The organism is Haloferax sp. Atlit-6N (assembly GCF_003383195.1).
In the GTDB taxonomy this organism is placed as follows: domain Archaea; phylum Halobacteriota; class Halobacteria; order Halobacteriales; family Haloferacaceae; genus Haloferax; species Haloferax gibbonsii.
The window spans coordinates 1,507,705-1,523,789 of sequence record NZ_QEQJ01000001.1; the positions used below are offsets into that span (position 1 = coordinate 1,507,705).

Consider the following 16,085-nt stretch of genomic DNA (forward strand, 5'->3'; position numbering starts at 1 on the left):
CCGACTCCTACCGGTCAGCGACGGCGTCGGCCGTCTCGTCCCGACACCAGTACGGCAGTCGAACCGTCGCCGTCGTGCCGGTGTCGCCGCGGCCCGCTGACTCGTCGGCCGCGTCTCCGGCCCCGTCGGCCGCCCCGTCTCGCCCGCCCCGAACGTCGAACGTGAGGTCGCCGCCGAGCGCGTCGACCGTCCACCGGACCGCCCAGAGACCGAGGCCGCTGCCGTGTTGGAGCGGCGACTCGCCGCCGGTCTCGACCACGGAGCGCTCGTAGTCCGGGACGCCCGGGCCGTCGTCTTCGACGACGAGGACGAGGTCGGCGTCGGCGGCCCGGACCGACACGGAGACGGTCGGGTCGTCGCCGCCGTGTTCGAGCGCGTTCTCGACGAGTTCGCTGACGAGGAGCTTCGCCGCCGATTCGCTCCCGGAGACCGGCAGCGACTCGGGGGCGTCCACGTCGACCGAGCCGGCGTCGAACTCCGCGCGGACCTCGGCGACGCAGGTTCGCACCGTCGCGGCGACGTCGAAGCGGCTGCCGCCGTCGATGCCGGCCATGACCCGCTCGACGGTCCGGGCCTTCTCGCCGAGCGAGAGGAGCTTGTTCGACCGCGCTCGTATCGTGTCGGTGGGGTCGCGCTGGTCCGCCGGGAGCCGCTCTGCGAGCATGTCGGCGTAGCCGATGACGACCGTCATGTCGTTTCTGAGGTTGTGCCGGAGGACGCGGTTGAGGACTTCGAGGCGCTGGCGGCGGCGGACCCGCCCCGTCACGTCGGAGACGGTGACGGTCCGGCCGAGGCGGCGGCCGTGCTGGTCCGTCACCGGCGAGAGCGTCACCTCGTAGGTCCGGCGGCGGCGGTCGACCGTCACGTCCACGAGCTGTCGGTCCTCGTCGAGGTCGACGCCCGGAAGCACCGACGACAGCGGGTCGAACGCCGAGGCCGGATCGAGGTCGAGGAGCGACGAGGCGGTCTCGTTGGCGTCGACCACGCGGTGCTCGCGGTCGAGGACGAGAATGCCGACGGCCACGTCGTCGATGGCGGCGCGGCGGCCGAGCCGACCGGTCGCCGGCGAGAGCCCGAACAGCTGGAACCGGTAGAGCGCGTGGCCGAACGTCGCGCCCGTCACCGCGAGGGCGATGGGCGTGAAGTTCACCATCTGAAGCGGGCCGATGCCGAAGGTGTGGGCGACGTGGGCGACCGTCGGCGCGGTCGAGCCGATGGCGAGGGTGACCGCCTGCTCGCGGTAGTGCGAGAGCCGTTCGACCAGCATCTCGATGATGAGGACGAGCCCGGAGCCGATGATGACGTAGCCGTACACCGCGTGGAGGTAGTACCAGAGGTTCGGGTCGAACCGCACCGTGGCCGCGCCGAACACCGGGTCGATGTGGTAGTTCGTCCACAGCAAGCCGTGGCTCGGGTTCGTGGCGAGCGCGACGACGGTGACGGCCGGAAACACGAGGAGCCCGGCGATGAGCCGCCGCGAGAGGAGTTCGCCGCGGCCGGTGTAGGAAAGCGCGAACGCGAACCACGCGGGCGCGATGACGGCCTGCGCGACGTCGATGGGGATTTGGAACCAGAATCGGAGCGAGGGGTCGAACACCGTGAGCGCGACGCCGTAGGAGCCGGCCCAGAGCGCCGCCGAAAACAGGAGGACCGACAGCGATTTCGAACCGGGTTCGGTGCCCTCGCGCCAGGCGACGACCGCGATGGAGACGGAGACGAGCGCCGCGACGAGGCAGAGGACGACCAGCGGCGAGACGGCGGCGACCGAAGGCACGCATAAACCTCAGACTCGGCGCTCGTAACACTTGCGGGCCGCGGCGAAATTCGAGCGACGGGTCAGCCGCGTCTCGGCCGCGGGTGTCGTGTCTCGGCCGCGACACTCAGGCACTCAAGGCGCTTCCGCCCGCGGCCGGCGCGCCACGGACGCGAGGACGTAGACCACGGGCACGATGAGCGCGGCCCCGACGACGAACGGCGACCAGTACGCGAGGACGTACAGCGCCGCCATCGACGGCGGACCGAGCGTTCGGCCGAGGCTTCCCGCGCCCTGCGTGACCCCGAAGGCGTTGCCCTGCTGGTCGGCCGACGCCGACGTGGAGACGAGCGTCGACAGCGAGACGTTCAACATCCCGTTTCCGAACGACAGGAGCGCCCCGACGAGGAGGAGCGCCACGAGTTCGCGGGTGAGCCACGGCGGGCCGCCGACCGCGGGGAGCACCGCCCCGATGTCGGGCGAAAAGGGGAGCAACGCGAGCGAGAGCAGGAGCCCGACCGCGCCGACGACCGCCAGTTTCGCCTCCGAGTACCGCCGGGCGAGTCGGCCGACGACGACCCCCTGATTCAGCGTGCCGAGCAGGCCGATGTAGGTCAGAAACAGCGCCGTCTCGGTCTCGCCGTAGCCGTACACGTCGGCCGCGAAGGGGATGAACATGACCTGAATCCCCGAGAAGGCGACCGAGACGACGAAAAAGGAGACGACGAGTCCCCGGAGGTCGTCGTCGGCGAGGGCGGTGCGGAACTGCGAGACGAGCGTCGTCGCGGGCGTGCCGGCCGGCGCGCGGGTGCGCTCGGGTTCGCGCAGGAAGACGAACGCGAAGCCGAGGCTGACGAGGCTCAACGCCGCCGCGGTGAAACTCGGCAGCGAGAACCGCGTCGCGGGCACGAACCACGGGAGCAGGTCGCGGGCGGTGGTGACGACCGGCTCGGAGGCCATCAGACCGCCCAGAGCCGGCCCGAAGATGAACCCGAGGCTGAACGACGCGCCGACGAGGCCGAGCGCGCCGGCCCGCCGCGCCGGGGGCGTGATGTCGGCGATGTACGCCTGCGCGGTGGCGATGTTGCCGCCCATCGCGCCCGCGAGCATCCGCGAGGCGAACAGCGTCGCCACCGCGAGCGTCGTGCCGAACAGCAGGTCGATTTCGCCGGCGACGCCGAAGACCGTCCACGCGAGGACGCTCCCGACGAGCGACAGCATGATGACCGGCCGGCGGCCCCGCTGGTCGGAGATGCGGCCGAGGACGGGCGCGAAGAGGAACTGCATGAGCGAGTACGACGCCGCCAAGAACCCGATGTACACGTCGCTGACGCCGAAGCTTCGGACGTAGAACGGGAGGATGGGGATGACGACGCCGAACCCGAGGAGGTCGATGAAGACGACGGCGATGACGACCGCGAGGGCGCGTCGCGTTCCGCGCGACTCCTCGGGGAACTCGGCGTCGGAAGAGACGGCGGACTCGGGGGCACTCACGACACCACAAACGCGCGAGAAACGCCTAACGGTTGCGCCGAGTTCGCGGGAGAATCGAAGGGAACGTTGGGTCGAAGGGCGAACCGGGTCAGCGCTCAGGAACGGTATCTGTCGATGACGCGCTTGGCCGAGACGGCCTTTTCCTTCCAGCCGTAGCCCGCGTCGTAGACGTGGCGCTTCTTCTCGACGAGTTCGGCGGGCGTCGCCTCCTCGAAGCCGCCGCGGTCCCACGCGCCGGTGTCGCGGAGCCAGTTGACGACGTTCTCGCGCGTCTCGGGCCACGACAGGCCGACCATCTCGTACCACGCGATCATGGCGAAGACGGCGTTGTCGTGACAGCCGGGGACGCTCCCGTACTGGTGGAGCGTCCGCATCGGCTCCCGGGTCGGCTCGGAGACCTCCTCTCTGAACTCCTCGGCGGTGAGAAGGCGGAGGACGCCCGAGTTCGCCTCCGACACCCGCTCGTCGCGCTTGAGTCGCCGGAGCGCGGCCTGCTGGAGCGGCCCCCACTCGCCCGGCGCTTCGCGGCGAAGCGTCTCCTCGTCGCACGGCCCGCCAGCGAGGACCGAGACGATGTCGACGTAGGCGCGCTCGACTTCGACCCACGGGGTCCCCTCGAAGCGACAGTCGGCGTCGTGGAGACTGGTGGTGGCGCGGCAGTCCGGACACGGGTAGTCGAAGTGCGGCACGTGAGAGCCTGAGGAAGTGGTCGGTAATAGGTTGTGTGATGCGCCGTCGCCGGCGACACCCCGCCGCGAGACTCGGCCGCACGGCCCATGCCCGCCACCGCCGAATCCGTCGCGTTTATCGGTGGGCACCCGGAACGTGGCGGTATGCGGATGCGCCCGCTCCACGCCCGATACCCGTTCTTCGCCGCGGCCAGAGAGGCGGTCGAATCGGCCGACGTCGCCATCGCGACGCTCGTCGCCGAGGACGCCCCGGCCGTCGAGCGTGGCGTCGAGCGCGTCGAACGCGCCCTCATGGAGGGCACCGTCGAACCCGACCCCGACGAGACCTACGGGTGGGACACCCAGACGGAACTGCTTTCGTACCCCATCTCGCGCATCATCGTCTCGCTCGTCGAGACGCCCGCGGCGGTGGACAAGTACGCCCGCGCCGAGGCCGACACGGCCTACGAGCGCATGCTCGCCGACTTCGACGCCGGCGACGACGACGTCCACGGCGAGGCCCGCGCGAGCCTCGACGACTTCCTCCGCGAGTTCGACCTCGACGGCGCGGTGCGGGCCGAGTCGAACCGGAACCGGAACAGCCGCCGCGCGCCCGACCACTACTGGGTCGACGTGGGACCGTACCTCACCTACTCCGACACCGACTGGGGCGCGGACTGGCGACTCGTCAACCGCTCGCTGGCCGACGGCGCGGTCCGCGTCACCCACGAGGAGCTCTCGGAACTGCTCCGCGAGGCGGTCCGCCGCCGGGTGGCAGAGGGGCTTCCCTTCGCCGTCCGCGGGAGCGACGCGGGCGACCGACTCGCCGACGCGCTCAAACCCCATGTCGAGCGCCTGCGGAACCTGCTTTCGGACCGCGGCGCGGTCAACGTCGTCTACGTCGACTCGGTCGACCCGGACCACTTCCCGCCCTGCGTCGAGGCGCTGTTGGCGCGGGCGCAGGACGACGAGGACCTCCCGAACGAGGCGGCGTTCGCGCTCGCGGCGTTCCTCGTCGGCGTCGGCCTCGAACCCGAGGAGGTCGGCGGCGTCGTCGGCGACGCGAACGCCGAGGAACTCGAAACGCGGGCGACGGTTCTCGCGGACTCCAGCGGGTCGCAGTACGCGCCTCCGACCTGCGAGACGATGCAGGCGTACGACCTCTGTGTGAACCGCGACGACCGCTGTGACACCATCAAGCACCCGATGAAGTACTTCGAGACGGCGACGAACGACGCGGACGCGGTCGCCGCGGACGAGACCGCCGACTGACGGAGTCCGTGCTGACGACGTATCCAACCCACGAGCGCCGCCGCTACGCGTCGGGCGCTGGCGCGACGGCGACGGGGTCGCCGAAACCGACCGAGAGGATTAGGAAGAACGCGACAGCCAAACGCCGATACCAGCCATCACGAGCACGAACGCCGTGATAGCGCCGACGAGTGCGAACCCGCCGGTGGAGATGAGTCCACTCTGGTTGTAGGTCGCACCGATGCCGACGATGAGGGCGATAAACACCCCGACCGCGACGATGGAGACGGCAATCTTCCGCCGCATCTCCGCTTCGATAGCCATGCGACGACGTATCCGCGGCCGTTCTAAAAGGTCTTCGATGGGCGGATGCCCGACGAGAGCCACTCACGCGCCCGATTTTCCACGTGAAACGAGGGTTTAGGTCGTTCGAGAACCTATACGCAGGTGACGGAAACTGACCCCGAACAGCCGCTGGTAGGGTCGGAATCCCGCACCACCATGACGCACATCGCACACACACCCGCGTCGACTCGCCGCCCGGTGCGCCGCAAGACCACGCTCCCGTCCGACGGACTGGCCGGTCGCGCCCGCCGCGCCCGCGTCGAGCCGATGGCCGTCCGGCCGCTCCGCGACGGGCGCTACGTCGTCGAGACCGACGGCGGCACCTACGTCGTCGACGTGGAGGCTCGCACCTGCACCTGCCCCGACAACGCCATCCGACACGCCCGCTGCAAGCACCTCCGCCGGGTCGCCATCGAAATCACCCGCGGCGAGGTCCCGCCGCCGGGCCGCCGGAGCGCCACCTGCGCCGTCTGCGGCGACGAGACGTTCGTCCCGATGGACGCGACGGGGCCCCAGCTCTGCCGCGACCACGAACACCGCGCCGGCGACCTCGTCCGCGACCGCGAGAGCGGCGGCCTCCTCGTCGTCACGCGGGCGCTCGGCACCCGAGCCGACGAGACGCCGACCGAGACGGGGAAACTCGTCGCCGCGTTCGAGAGCAACCGCGACTACGGCGACCACGAACCGGTGTTCGAGGCGGTCTATCTGGACTCGCTGCCGGTGAACGCCGGCCTCTCGGACCTCGGCGGACTGCACGCCTATCGGTTCCCCGCCTCGCGGCTCAGCCGCGTCGAGCGCGGCTTCGTCGGCGCTCGCACGCTCGGCGAGCGACTCGCTCGGGCGTGAGCGAACGCGGAGAACGAGACGCCGCGCCGCGACCTCAGTCGTCGCCGAGTTTGGTCTGCGTCGGTCCGCCGGTAAAGGACTCGAAGTCCTCGCCCTCCGCCAGCGCCGTCTCCTTTTTGACGCGGTAGTTCCCGCCGTCGGTCACGTAGAGGTCGCCGGGGTGGAAGAAGTACCAGTCCTCGCGGTCGAATCGGACGGCGATGCGGGCCTTCGCGCCGAAGTTCTGCGAGAAGTAGATGAGCGCTTCGACCTCCTCGCCGTCGAGGTAGATGGGGCGACCGCTGGAGGCCTTCGCCTCGATGGCGTAGAACACCTCGCCGTTGCCCGCGAGCACGTCGGGGAGTTCGCGCGTCGTCGCGCTCCCGGAGGCGGGCGCGCGCATGACCGCGAAGCCGGCCTCGTCGAGGCGGTTGACGAGTTCGCGCTCGCGTCGGTCTCCCTTTCTGTTCGAAGACATGGTCGGGAGTCGGCCGCGGGCGGTGATAAATGGGGCGAACGTCGTTCGAGAGCGCCGCCGGACCGCCGGCGTCACTCGAAAAGCGGGACGGCGTCGGGCCACAGCGCTCGGAACTGGCGAGCGAACTCGTCGACGACCCCCGCGTCCGTCACCACGACGACGCCGAGGCGGTCGGCGGCGGACTGTGGGTGCGGAATGTCGACCGACGCGACCGTCCCGTCGACGACGTCGAACGAGACCGGCAGGCTCGGCAAGCACCGGACTCGGACCGTCTGCGGCTTCGACGCCACGAGTTCCCGAAACTCGTCGGGGAGCGAGTCGAGCACGGGGTCGCTGAGGAGCAGCGACACGTCGAGGTCGTCGCGAGCGCCCTCGAAGAACGCGTCGAACTCCGTGCGGAGCGTCTCCCACGAGGCCCGCTCGTACGGCGGGCCGACCGCGGCCGAGACGGACTCGGTCGCCGCCCGCACGTGCTCGTGCATCGCCGTCCGCATCTCGTCGCCGCCGAGACGGCCGAGCCAGACGCTCCCGTCGGCCGGTGGCGTCGGCAGGAGGTTCGACCGGACCGCGTCGGCCACGTCGCGGTACCGCGTCCACTCCTCACGCAGTTCCGCGGCGCGTTCGGCCAGCAGTCGCTCGACCGCCGCGGCCGGGTCAACGGCGGCGTACCGCGTCGGCTGGGTCGACTGCGCTCGGACCAACCGGCGCGCCCGAAGCCCGTTGAGCACGTCGTAAACACGGCCGTTCGGGACGCCGCTCGCGTCCGAGACGGTCGCGGCCGTCGCGGCACCCGTGACGAGGAGCGTCCGGTACGCCTTCTCCTCGTAGTTCGACAGGCCGAGTTCCCCGAGTTCAGTCATGGTCGGGACTCTCTCGTCCACGAGTTAGTAGTTTGATATTTCTTGTTCGGCGGCGAGCAACGGACCGCAAGTGGCGGGCGATTGCGGAACGCTCATCGGGGTCGTGGCGGGACCGACGGGCATGAACCCGTACGCGTTACTCGCCGGCGCAATCGCGTCGGAGCTGGTCGGAACGACCGCGCTCAAACTGTCCGCGGGCTTTTCCAAGCCCCTCCCGAGCCTCGGCGTGGTGGTCGGCTACGGGCTCGCGTTCTACCTCGTCTCGCTGACGCTTGAAGAGCTCCCCATCGGCGTGGTGTACGGGACGTGGGCCGCGCTGGGCATCGTCGGCGTCGCGGCCATCGGCGTCGTCGTGTTCGACGAACCGGTCGACCTGACTGGCGTCGTCGGCCTGCTTCTCATCCTCGCGGGCGTCTACTGCGTCAACGTCCTCTCGGAGATGGCCGCGCACTGACGCCGGCGTCGAAGCGGACGCGCCACCAGAGCTTTGAGTCGGCTGACGGACAGTTCCCCGTATGAACCGCGAGAACCGGCGTGCCGTCGTCCTCCTCGTCCTCGGGGTCGCCCTCCTCGCGAACCCGCTGTACCTCTATCCCGACGGCGTCTCCTACGAGAAGACGTACACCTACGAGGCGTCGGCGGTGGACTACCCCCCGCACACCGCGGACGCGTTCTATCGGGTCAAATCGTGCGGGTGGAACCCCCTCCAGTCGGCGGAGTGCGCCGGCATCATCGACATGGCCCGCGGCGACCCGGTGGAACTCGAGTTGAACCCGGACCGCGACGTCTACTCGGAGTTCTGGTCGTTCGACTACGTCCGGACCGACGGCCGCTACTTCGAACCCAACGCGACGCTCGACGGGCGCACCCTCACGCTCTCGCTCCACCCGGTTTCGACCGAGGCGGTGAAACGCGACCTCTCGGAGGACCTCGACGAGGTTCCACACCACGTCCGCGAGGCCGTCCGGAACGGCAGTAGCACCGTGACCGAAGAGCACGCGTACGAGGCGCGGTCTCACTACGTCAGACACGACGGCCAGTACTACGTCGTCGAACCGGTCGAAAGCGAGCGCGTCCCGACCGGCTGGGGGTGGAAAGCGCCGTCCGACGCGGCTATCGACGCGATGCGGCTCGCGGCGTGGATAGGCGGCGTCGCGTGCGTCTGGCGGGCCGGCGAGTGGACCGAGCGCGGTCGAGAAGAGTAAAAAGCGGTCAGTGTGCGGGGTGGTGGGCGAGCGAGCCGGCTTACGTTCCGTGGGCCCAGCTACCCATGTACTCGCGCTGTTCGTCGGTCATCGAGTCGAACTCGATGCCCTCGGCTTCGAGCTTGATTTCGGCGACCTCGCGGTCCAGTTCGTCGGGCACGTCGTGGACGCCGGCGTCGTAGGCGTCGCCGTTCTCGACGAGTTCGCGGACGACGACGGCCTGCACGCCGAACGACTGGTCCATGACCTCGACCGGGTGGCCGAGCGCGATGGGCGACGCGAGGTTGACGAGGCGGCCCTCGGCGAGGACGTTCAGCCGGCGGCCGTCTTCGAGTTCGTAGGCGTCGACGCCGTCACGGGCCTCGTACTCGTCGACGGCGAGGTCCGACAGCGCGTCGAGGTCGATTTCGATGTCGAAGTGCCCGGCGTTCGCCAGCAAGACGCCGTCTTTCATGTTCTCGAAGTCCTCGCGGGTGATGACGTCGCGGTTGCCGGTGGTCGTGATGAACACGTCGCCGACCGTCGCGGCCTCCTCCATCGGCATCACGTCGTAGCCCTCCATGTGGGCTTCGAGCGCGCGGCGGGGGTCGACCTCGGTGACGATGACGTTCGCGTTCTGGCCGGACGCCTTCTTGGCGACGCCCTTGCCGCAGTAGCCGTAGCCGCCGACGACGACGTTCTTGCCGGCGTACGAGAGGTTCGTCGTCATGGCGATGGTCGCCAGCGACGACTCGCCCGTGCCGTGGACGTTGTCGAACAGGCGCTTCATCGGCGTGTCGTTGACGGCGAAGACGGGGTAGTTCAGTTCGCCGTCCTCGTCCATCGCGCAGAGGCGGTGGACGCCGGTCGTGGTCTCTTCGGCCCCGCCGACGATGGTCTCGATGAGTTCGGGGTACTCCTCGTGGATGGTGAAGACCATGTCCATGCCGTCGTCGACCGTGACGGTCGGCTCGTGGGCGATGACGGCGTCGATGGCCGCGTAGTAGTCCTCCTCGTCGACGCCGCGGACGGCGTAGGAGGTGATGTCGTCGTTGGCGTCGAGCGCCGCCGAGACGTCGTCGTGGGTCGAAAGCGGGTTGCAGCCGGTGATGGCGACTTCCGCGCCGCCGAGCGCCAGCAGTTCGACGAGGTTCGCCGTCTTCGCCTCGACGTGCATCGCCATGCCGACGACCTCGCCGTCGAGCGGCTGTTCCGACTCGAACTGCTCGCGGAGTTCCTGCAGGATGGGCATGTGCTGGAGCGCCCAGTCCATCTTGCGTCGTCCCTCGGTCCGGGCGGCCTCGACGTCGTCGAGGTGCTCGGAGACGGGAGCGTAGTGTTCGCTCATACCCGTGGGTTCGGAGAGGGGTCCGAAAACCCTACCGAAGGCGGTCGCCGCCCCCGAATCTACAAGTGTCAACGGGGAGATTGTATCGCCGAGGGCCGATGCTCGTCATAGACAACGGCAAGACGGTCGCCGAACAGGAGCTGTTCGCCCTGATGAGCGCCCCCGCGGTTCCCGACCTCTTGCGCGTCGCCGACGAGCCGCTGACGGTCAAGGAGCTGAGCTGTCGGGCCGACGTGCCGCTGTCGACCGCCTATCGGGAGGTCAAGCGGCTCCACGAGGCGTCGCTGTTCGAGAAATCCATCATGGTCGACCACAGCGACGGACGACACGTCGCGCAGTACCACCGGACGTTCGAGCGCATGGAGGTCAGCGTGACCGACGACGGACTGCGCATCGAGTTGGCCGGGTAGCGGGGTCGGAGGTCAGTGCGGCGGCGGAGGCGGCGAACCGGACGGCGGCGATTCAGACGCGCTCGCGGAGCGACGCGACCGCCTCGCCGGCGCGGGCCATCACGGCGTCCTCGTCGAGCGTCAGCACCTCGCGGTCCCGCATCAGCACCCGGCCGTCGCAGACCGTGTGGCGAACGTCGGAGCCGCGGGCGGCGTACGCGAGGTGACTCACGAGGTCGTTGGCGGGCGTGAGGTGCGGGGCGTCGAGGTCGACGACGGCGAGGTCGGCCGCGCCGCCGACTTCGAGCGCGCCGCCGGGGAGGTCGATGGCGTCGGCCGAGCCGGCGGTCGCCATCCGCACCACGTCGCCGGCCGCGACGGCGCTCGCGTCGTCGGCGGCGAGTTTCCCGAGCATCGCGGCGTCGCGCATCTCGTCGAACATGTCGAGGTCGTTGTTCGAGGCCGCGCCGTCGGTTCCGAGACCGACCGTGACGCCCGCGTCGAGCAGTTTCTGGACGGGAGCCATGCCGGAGGCGAGTTTCATGTTCGACGCCGGGCAGTGGACGACGCCGGTGCCCGCGTCGGCGAGGAGGTCGATTTCCGCGTCGTCGACGTGGACGCCGTGGGCGAGGAAGTCGTCGGCGGTGAGCATGCCGAGTTCCTTCGCGTACGACAGCGGGCGCTCGCCGCGCTCGTCGACGATGGGGTCGACCTCGTCCGTCGTCTCGTTGGCGTGGTAGTGGACCGGGATGTCCTCGGCGTGCGCGTCGGCGACGAACTCGCGGAGGAAGTCCTCCGCGACCGTCGTCAGCGAGTGCGGCATCGCGGCGGTCCGAATCCGGCCGTCGGCCGCGCCGTCGAACTCGCGGGCCACGTCGAGGCTCTCGTCGATGTCGGCCCGCGCGTCCTCGTCGTCTTTCCCGAGCGTGACGACGCCGTGGCCGAGGCGGGCGCGGAGGCCGGCCTCGTCGACCGCGGCGGCGACCTCGGGGACGTGGAAGTACATGTCCGCGAACGCGGTGGTCCCCGACTTAATCATCTCCACGAGGCCGAGTTCCGCGCCGACGCGCACGTCCTCGGGCGTGAGCGCGGCCTCGGCGGGCCAGATGTCCTCGCGGAGCCACGCGTCGAGCGGCTTGTCGTCGGCGTAGCCGCGCAGGAGCGTCATCGCCACGTGGCAGTGGGCGTTCACCAGACCGGGCGTGACGAGACAGCCCTCGGCGTCGAGCGTCTCGTCGGCGTCGGCGTCGAGGTCCGCGCCGATGTCGAGGATGGTCCCCTCGTCTCGGTCCACGAGTACGTCCGCGTCCTCGACCGTCGCGTCGGGGCGGAGCACCTGTCCGCCCGCGATTCGGAGCGTGTTCATGTCGCTCGTTCGGGTCGGCGGGGTGGTGAATCCACCGTCTCGCGGCCGCGAGAGCCGACCGTCGGTTTCGCCGGTGAGCGGGCCGAATACCGGCGGTAGTCCGATTCCCGAAAATCGAGAACGAGCACGCCCCCTTAGGTTCGGACCCCCAGTATGGGGGGATATGGAGCCCCCGTGGAACCTCGCGCTCGTTCCGGGGCACGTCCAAGGCAGTCCGTGGATGACCGCGGTCGTCGTCCTGGCGGGAGTCTCGTCGGTGACGCTGGCCGCGCTCGGCGTCGCCGTCTTCCTCCGGCGGCGGACGCGGTCGCACCTGCTCGTCGCGCTGGCGCTCTTGGCGTTCGCGTCGCGGGCGGCCGTCGCCGCGTTGACGCTCGGCGGCGTCCTCTCGGACTTCGACCACCACGTGGTCGAACACCTCTTGGACCTCGTGATGGCCGGGCTCGTCCTCGCGGCCATCTACTACGCCCGGAGCATCGAGCGCGAGGCGGGGGTCAACGACCCATGAGTGAGACACGAACCCGCGTCGCCGACCACATCAAGCACAACCCGGGAGTCCACTTCAACGAGCTCGTTCGCGCGCTCGACCTCGCTCCCGGCCAGGTACAACACCACGTCCGCAGACTGCTCTCCGACGAGACGGTCCGCCGCTCCGAGTTCTACGGTCGGACGCACTACTTCCCCCCGGAGTTCGACGCGTGGGAGCGCGGCGCGCTCGCGCTCGTCCGCCGGGAGACCGCCCGCGACATCCTCGGCCACCTCCTCGAACACGGCGACGCCCGCCCCGACGACGTGGCCGACGACATCGGCGTCGCCCGCAGCACGCTGGAGTGGCACCTCGACCACCTCGTCGAACGCGACGTGGTCCGGAAGGAACGCGACCTGCACAACCGCGTGACGCTCGTCCTCACCCACCCCGAGCGGACGACCCGACTGTTAGACGACGTGTCCCCGTCGCTCCCCGAGCGGTTCGTCGACCGGTTCGACCGCCTGCTCGACCACCTCGTCGAAGGATAGCCGCGGGTCGTCTGCCGACACTCTTCGTCGGTTAGTTTTATCCCCAGTCACCAGACCGACGGTTCTACACCTCGTCCGCGCCGGCGAACGTGACGGGAGCCATGGCTGACAGTTCGTCGACGTGTCAAAAACCGTTCCGGCTTGCGAAAGTCAATTACCTCCGGGACGAGACGGAGAGGTATGCGAATCGCCGTGCCCAACAAGGGCCGCCTGCACGAACCGACGATTGAACTCCTGGAGCGTGCGGGGCTGCACCTCGACAACGGTGCCGAGCGCAAACTCTACGCCGGGACCGTCGACCCCGACGTGACCGTGCTGTTCGCCCGCGCCGCCGACATCCCCGAGTACGTCCGCGACGGGGCCGCCGAGGTCGGCATCACGGGCCTCGACCAGGTCCGCGAGTCGGGCCACGAACTCGAAGACCTGCTCGATTTGGAGTACGGCAAGTGTCGGCTCGTCCTCGCCGCGCCCGAGGACGGCGACATCGAGACCGTCGAAGACGTGTCGGGCAAAGTCGTCGCCACCGAGTTCCCGCACATCGCGCGGACCTACTTCGAGGAAGAGGGCATCGACGCCGAGGTCGTGGAGGTCACGGGCGCGACCGAACTGACGCCGCACGTCGAGATGGCCGACGCAATCATCGACATCACCTCGACCGGGACGACCCTGCGGGTGAACCGCCTCGCGGTCATCGACGAGGTGCTGTCGTCGTCGGTCCGGCTGTTCGCCCGCCCCGACGTGGTCGACGACCCGAAGGTCCAGCAGTTGCTCATGGCGCTCGAATCGGTCCGCTCCGCGGAGGGCAAGCGCTACCTGATGATGAACGCGCCGCGCGAGAAACTCGACGAGGTGAAGGAGGTCATCCCCGGCCTCGGCGGTCCGACCGTGATGGACGTCGCCGGCGACTCGACGGTCGCCGTCCACGCCGTCGTGAACGAACGCGACGTGTTCGAGGTCGTCAGCGACCTGAAGAACGTCGGCGCGAGCGGCATCCTCGTCACCGAAATCGAGCGGTTAGTCGAGTAAGCGACGCGGCCGCGTACCCGTCGTGCGTGTTATTTCTTCCAGCGCAGGTCCGGCACCGTGACCGACGGCTCGAACCCGAGTTCGCCGCGGCGCGCCCGGACGTAGGCCGCGATACAGACCGCGCCGAGCAGTATCGCGCCGACGCCGAGCAGGCCGGCCTCCGGGCCGAACGCGCCGCCGGTAATCACGTCGGGGCCCCGTTCCGTCGTCTCGACGAGCGACGTGCCGAAGTCGAGGCCGCTGACCGCGAAGCCGAAGACGCCGCCCTGCACGAAGTTCCACGAGATGTGGATTCCCGTCGGGATGGCGAGGTCACCGGTGAGCGCGTAGCCGAGGCCGAGCATGACGCCCGCGAGGGTGATGCTGGTCGTGCTGGCGAACCCCGCGTTCGGGTTCGTGTAGTGAGCGACGCCGAACACCGCCGACGAGACCACGAGGCCGCCGGCGACCGCCGCGTCCGGGCCGAATCGCCAGCGGAGGCCCTCGGCGACGTCGGTGAGGACGACGCCCCGGAGCAGGAGTTCCTCGGCGATGCCGACGACGACGAAGAACGCGAGGAGCGAGCCGACGCCGAGTAGTCGGTCGACGCCGAGCGGGACGGAGGAGACCGCAATCCAGTCGGCCGCGACGCCGACGACGAAGACGGCGGTCATCAACCCAGTTCCGAGCGCGAGGCCGAACGCGAGGTCGACCGCCCACTCGCGGTCGAACCGGAGACCGAGGTCCGCGACGGTCCGCCGGTCGACGTACCGCGCGACGACGAGGGCGGCGAGACCGCTCGCCCCAACAGAGACGAGCGAGACGACGAGCGCGACGAGTCGACTTGATTCGGCGAGACCGCCGAGGGCGGCCGAGAGCGAGACGGCGACCACGAGCGAGACGAGGACGAAGACGACGGGCGTCGCGAGCAGTCGAAACGGGGCTCGCGGCCGGCGTTCCATGTCGTTCCAGAGGAGGCGACGGGGAGACACGACGGGTGATTCAGCGGCCGCGGGCAAGAAAGTACGGCGAGAAGGGACGCGAGCGCAGCCTCAGATGGGCGCGCTCGTCAGGATGACGGTGAGACCGAACAGGACGAGGCCGAGGAGTACCGAGACGACGAAGTGGATGGTCACCACGTACGCCGACAGGCGGTTCGACCGGCCGTAGAGGTACTTGACGAAGCCGAAGTCGAGCCCGATTGCGAGCGCGAGCGCGACGAAGGAGTTCCAGCCGAAGGTGGTGAAGACGACGGCGATGGCCGCGGGAACCGGCCCGACGGCGAACGCCTTCTTGAGTTCCACGTCGCCGAGGACGTTCCGCGCGGCGATGTGGGCGGTGAGAGAAAGGAACAGCGCGAACAGCGCGAACGTTCCGGCGACGGCCGTAACCGGCGCACCGGCGGCCGTCTGCAAGGTGAGCGCGTCCATACCGGTCCGAGGGACGCGACTGACTTAGGTTCGGTCGATTCGGGTCCCGGTTACGCGGCGCGGTCGCGGGACTCGGAGAGGTTAGAACGACCCGTTCAGGAGACCGAGTTCGGAGAGGCGCGAGATGATGACGTCGACCGCCGCTTCGGCGTCTTCCGGCTTCTTCCCGCCCGTGATGACGAGCTTGCCCGACCCGAAGAGAAGCGCGACGACGCTCGGTTCGTCGAGACGATAGACGAGTCCAGGGAACTGTTCGGGCTCGTACTCGATGTTCTCGAGACCGAGGCCGATGGCGATGGCGTTGAGGTTCAGGTTCTCGCCGAGGTCCGCGCTCGTGACGATGTTCTGGACGGTGATTTCGGGGTCGTCGTCGACCGGTATCTGAAGCTCGCGGAGCTTGTCGAAGACGATTTCGAGGCTCTCGTGCACGTCATCCGTCGACTTCGCGCCGGTACAGACGATTTTTCCGGACCGGAAGATGAGCGCCGCGGACTTCGGCTCTTGGGTGCGGTAGACGAGTCCCGGGAACTGCTCGGGGTCGTAGTCGGCGCCCTCGAGGTCCATCGCCACGCTCTGGAGGTCGAGCTCTTGGCCGATTCCCGTGGAGGCGACGACGTTTTCGATGTTGATTGTGTCCTTGGGGTCGGTCATGCAACGATTTAAGGCACGTAT

Annotated in this window: 19 protein-coding genes; 8 read left to right on the forward strand and 11 right to left on the reverse strand. The window is 69.3% G+C overall.

The features are described from left to right. Nucleotides 1–7: 7 nt before the first annotated feature. From DEQ92_RS07850 to DEQ92_RS07860, 3 genes are all read right to left on the reverse strand, one after another. Nucleotides 8–1,774: a histidine kinase N-terminal 7TM domain-containing protein gene (locus DEQ92_RS07850; RefSeq protein ID WP_115820636.1), complete on the reverse strand. Its 1,767-nt coding sequence runs from the start codon at nt 1,772–1,774 to the stop codon at nt 8–10. Between the two features lie 114 nt (nt 1,775–1,888). Beyond that, complete coding sequence (locus tag DEQ92_RS07855; protein ID WP_115820637.1) at nt 1,889–3,247, reverse strand: MFS transporter; 1,359 nt, start codon at nt 3,245–3,247, stop codon at nt 1,889–1,891. A 95-nt stretch (nt 3,248–3,342) separates the two neighbouring features. Further along, on the reverse strand, nt 3,343–3,936 hold the full coding sequence (locus tag DEQ92_RS07860) for a hypothetical protein (protein ID WP_004973869.1): 594 nt from the start codon (nt 3,934–3,936) through the stop codon (nt 3,343–3,345). A 150-nt stretch (nt 3,937–4,086) separates the two neighbouring features. On the opposite strand from DEQ92_RS07860, the gene DEQ92_RS07865 reads away from it, so the two are divergent. Beyond that, the gene (locus tag DEQ92_RS07865; protein WP_115804924.1) at nt 4,087–5,187 is read left to right on the forward strand and encodes a DNA primase; all 1,101 of its coding nucleotides are present in this window, start codon (nt 4,087–4,089) and stop codon (nt 5,185–5,187) included. Nucleotides 5,188–5,286: 99 nt separating this feature from the next. Here DEQ92_RS07865 and DEQ92_RS07870 read toward each other — a convergent pair whose 3' ends face one another. After that, nucleotides 5,287–5,490, reverse strand: a complete 204-nt coding sequence (locus tag DEQ92_RS07870) for a hypothetical protein (protein ID WP_004973872.1) — start codon at nt 5,488–5,490, stop codon at nt 5,287–5,289. A gap of 219 nt (nt 5,491–5,709) precedes the next feature. On the opposite strand from DEQ92_RS07870, the gene DEQ92_RS07875 reads away from it, so the two are divergent. Continuing rightward, nucleotides 5,710–6,357 carry an SWIM zinc finger family protein gene (locus DEQ92_RS07875; protein WP_050459872.1) on the forward strand — a complete coding sequence of 216 codons (648 nt, stop codon included), beginning with the start codon at nt 5,710–5,712 and terminating at the stop codon, nt 6,355–6,357. Nucleotides 6,358–6,391: 34 nt separating this feature from the next. Here the strand turns inward: DEQ92_RS07875 and hjc are convergent, their stop codons facing one another. After that, nucleotides 6,392–6,814, reverse strand: a complete 423-nt coding sequence (gene hjc / locus DEQ92_RS07880) for a Holliday junction resolvase Hjc (protein ID WP_004973874.1) — start codon at nt 6,812–6,814, stop codon at nt 6,392–6,394. Between the two features lie 71 nt (nt 6,815–6,885). Continuing rightward, entirely contained in the window at nt 6,886–7,674 is a 789-nt protein-coding gene (locus tag DEQ92_RS07885) for a TrmB family transcriptional regulator (protein WP_004973875.1), read from the reverse strand. Nucleotides 7,675–7,795: 121 nt separating this feature from the next. Between DEQ92_RS07885 and DEQ92_RS07890 the strand changes: the two genes are divergently transcribed. Continuing rightward, the gene (locus tag DEQ92_RS07890; protein WP_004973876.1) at nt 7,796–8,128 is read left to right on the forward strand and encodes a multidrug efflux SMR transporter; all 333 of its coding nucleotides are present in this window, start codon (nt 7,796–7,798) and stop codon (nt 8,126–8,128) included. 61 nt (nt 8,129–8,189) lie between these two features. Next, entirely contained in the window at nt 8,190–8,879 is a 690-nt protein-coding gene (locus DEQ92_RS07895; RefSeq protein ID WP_115820638.1) for a hypothetical protein, read from the forward strand. Between the two features lie 40 nt (nt 8,880–8,919). On the opposite strand, the gene DEQ92_RS07900 is transcribed toward DEQ92_RS07895, so the two are convergent. Continuing rightward, on the reverse strand, nt 8,920–10,206 hold the full coding sequence (locus DEQ92_RS07900) for an adenosylhomocysteinase (protein ID WP_115820639.1): 1,287 nt from the start codon (nt 10,204–10,206) through the stop codon (nt 8,920–8,922). 98 nt (nt 10,207–10,304) lie between these two features. On the opposite strand from DEQ92_RS07900, the gene DEQ92_RS07905 reads away from it, so the two are divergent. After that, on the forward strand, nt 10,305–10,616 hold the full coding sequence (locus DEQ92_RS07905) for a helix-turn-helix transcriptional regulator (protein ID WP_004973886.1): 312 nt from the start codon (nt 10,305–10,307) through the stop codon (nt 10,614–10,616). A 52-nt stretch (nt 10,617–10,668) separates the two neighbouring features. Here the strand turns inward: DEQ92_RS07905 and DEQ92_RS07910 are convergent, their stop codons facing one another. Beyond that, a complete protein-coding gene (locus tag DEQ92_RS07910; RefSeq protein WP_004973887.1) occupies nt 10,669–11,961 on the reverse strand; it encodes an amidohydrolase in 1,293 nt (430 codons plus the stop codon). 163 nt (nt 11,962–12,124) lie between these two features. Here DEQ92_RS07910 and DEQ92_RS07915 point away from each other — a divergent pair, with 163 nt between their 5' ends. The 3 genes from DEQ92_RS07915 (at nt 12,125) to hisG (ending at nt 14,004) form a co-directional block, all read left to right on the forward strand. After that, nucleotides 12,125–12,469 (forward strand): hypothetical protein, encoded by a 345-nt coding sequence (locus tag DEQ92_RS07915; protein WP_004973888.1) that lies wholly within the window; start codon nt 12,125–12,127, stop codon nt 12,467–12,469. Then, nucleotides 12,466–12,978, forward strand: coding sequence for a winged helix-turn-helix transcriptional regulator (locus DEQ92_RS07920; protein WP_004045277.1), 513 nt, complete (start codon nt 12,466–12,468; stop codon nt 12,976–12,978). Before DEQ92_RS07915 ends, DEQ92_RS07920 begins: the two co-directional genes overlap by 4 nt. Before the next feature lie 180 nt (nt 12,979–13,158). Then, the gene (gene hisG / locus DEQ92_RS07925; RefSeq protein WP_058826871.1) at nt 13,159–14,004 is read left to right on the forward strand and encodes an ATP phosphoribosyltransferase; all 846 of its coding nucleotides are present in this window, start codon (nt 13,159–13,161) and stop codon (nt 14,002–14,004) included. Between the two features lie 29 nt (nt 14,005–14,033). Here hisG and DEQ92_RS07930 read toward each other — a convergent pair whose 3' ends face one another. From DEQ92_RS07930 to DEQ92_RS07940, 3 genes are all read right to left on the reverse strand, one after another. Further along, on the reverse strand, nt 14,034–15,002 hold the full coding sequence (locus DEQ92_RS07930; RefSeq protein ID WP_115804400.1) for a CPBP family intramembrane glutamic endopeptidase: 969 nt from the start codon (nt 15,000–15,002) through the stop codon (nt 14,034–14,036). 33 nt (nt 15,003–15,035) lie between these two features. Next, nucleotides 15,036–15,413 carry a hypothetical protein gene (locus DEQ92_RS07935; RefSeq protein WP_004973890.1) on the reverse strand — a complete coding sequence of 126 codons (378 nt, stop codon included), beginning with the start codon at nt 15,411–15,413 and terminating at the stop codon, nt 15,036–15,038. 81 nt (nt 15,414–15,494) lie between these two features. Next, nucleotides 15,495–16,064 (reverse strand): TATA-box-binding protein, encoded by a 570-nt coding sequence (locus DEQ92_RS07940; protein ID WP_004973891.1) that lies wholly within the window; start codon nt 16,062–16,064, stop codon nt 15,495–15,497. Nucleotides 16,065–16,085 lie beyond the last annotated feature (21 nt).

Excerpts from the sequence above, each read along its gene's own strand:
- DEQ92_RS07890 (WP_004973876.1), top strand. The coding sequence starts at position 7,796 with ATGAACCCGTACGCGTTACTCGCCGGCGCAATCGCGTCGGAGCTGGTC.
- hjc (WP_004973874.1), bottom strand. The coding sequence starts at position 6,814 with ATGTCTTCGAACAGAAAGGGAGACCGACGCGAGCGCGAACTCGTCAAC.
- DEQ92_RS07870 (WP_004973872.1), bottom strand. The coding sequence starts at position 5,490 with ATGGCTATCGAAGCGGAGATGCGGCGGAAGATTGCCGTCTCCATCGTC.
- hisG (WP_058826871.1), top strand. The coding sequence starts at position 13,159 with ATGCGAATCGCCGTGCCCAACAAGGGCCGCCTGCACGAACCGACGATT.
- DEQ92_RS07910 (WP_004973887.1), bottom strand. The coding sequence starts at position 11,961 with ATGAACACGCTCCGAATCGCGGGCGGACAGGTGCTCCGCCCCGACGCG.
- DEQ92_RS07885 (WP_004973875.1), bottom strand. The coding sequence starts at position 7,674 with ATGACTGAACTCGGGGAACTCGGCCTGTCGAACTACGAGGAGAAGGCG.
- DEQ92_RS07940 (WP_004973891.1), bottom strand. The coding sequence starts at position 16,064 with ATGACCGACCCCAAGGACACAATCAACATCGAAAACGTCGTCGCCTCC.
- DEQ92_RS07865 (WP_115804924.1), top strand. The coding sequence starts at position 4,087 with ATGCGCCCGCTCCACGCCCGATACCCGTTCTTCGCCGCGGCCAGAGAG.
- DEQ92_RS07915 (WP_004973888.1), top strand. The coding sequence starts at position 12,125 with ATGGAGCCCCCGTGGAACCTCGCGCTCGTTCCGGGGCACGTCCAAGGC.
- DEQ92_RS07905 (WP_004973886.1), top strand. The coding sequence starts at position 10,305 with ATGCTCGTCATAGACAACGGCAAGACGGTCGCCGAACAGGAGCTGTTC.
- DEQ92_RS07900 (WP_115820639.1), bottom strand. The coding sequence starts at position 10,206 with ATGAGCGAACACTACGCTCCCGTCTCCGAGCACCTCGACGACGTCGAG.
- DEQ92_RS07895 (WP_115820638.1), top strand. The coding sequence starts at position 8,190 with ATGAACCGCGAGAACCGGCGTGCCGTCGTCCTCCTCGTCCTCGGGGTC.
- DEQ92_RS07920 (WP_004045277.1), top strand. The coding sequence starts at position 12,466 with ATGAGTGAGACACGAACCCGCGTCGCCGACCACATCAAGCACAACCCG.
- DEQ92_RS07935 (WP_004973890.1), bottom strand. The coding sequence starts at position 15,413 with ATGGACGCGCTCACCTTGCAGACGGCCGCCGGTGCGCCGGTTACGGCC.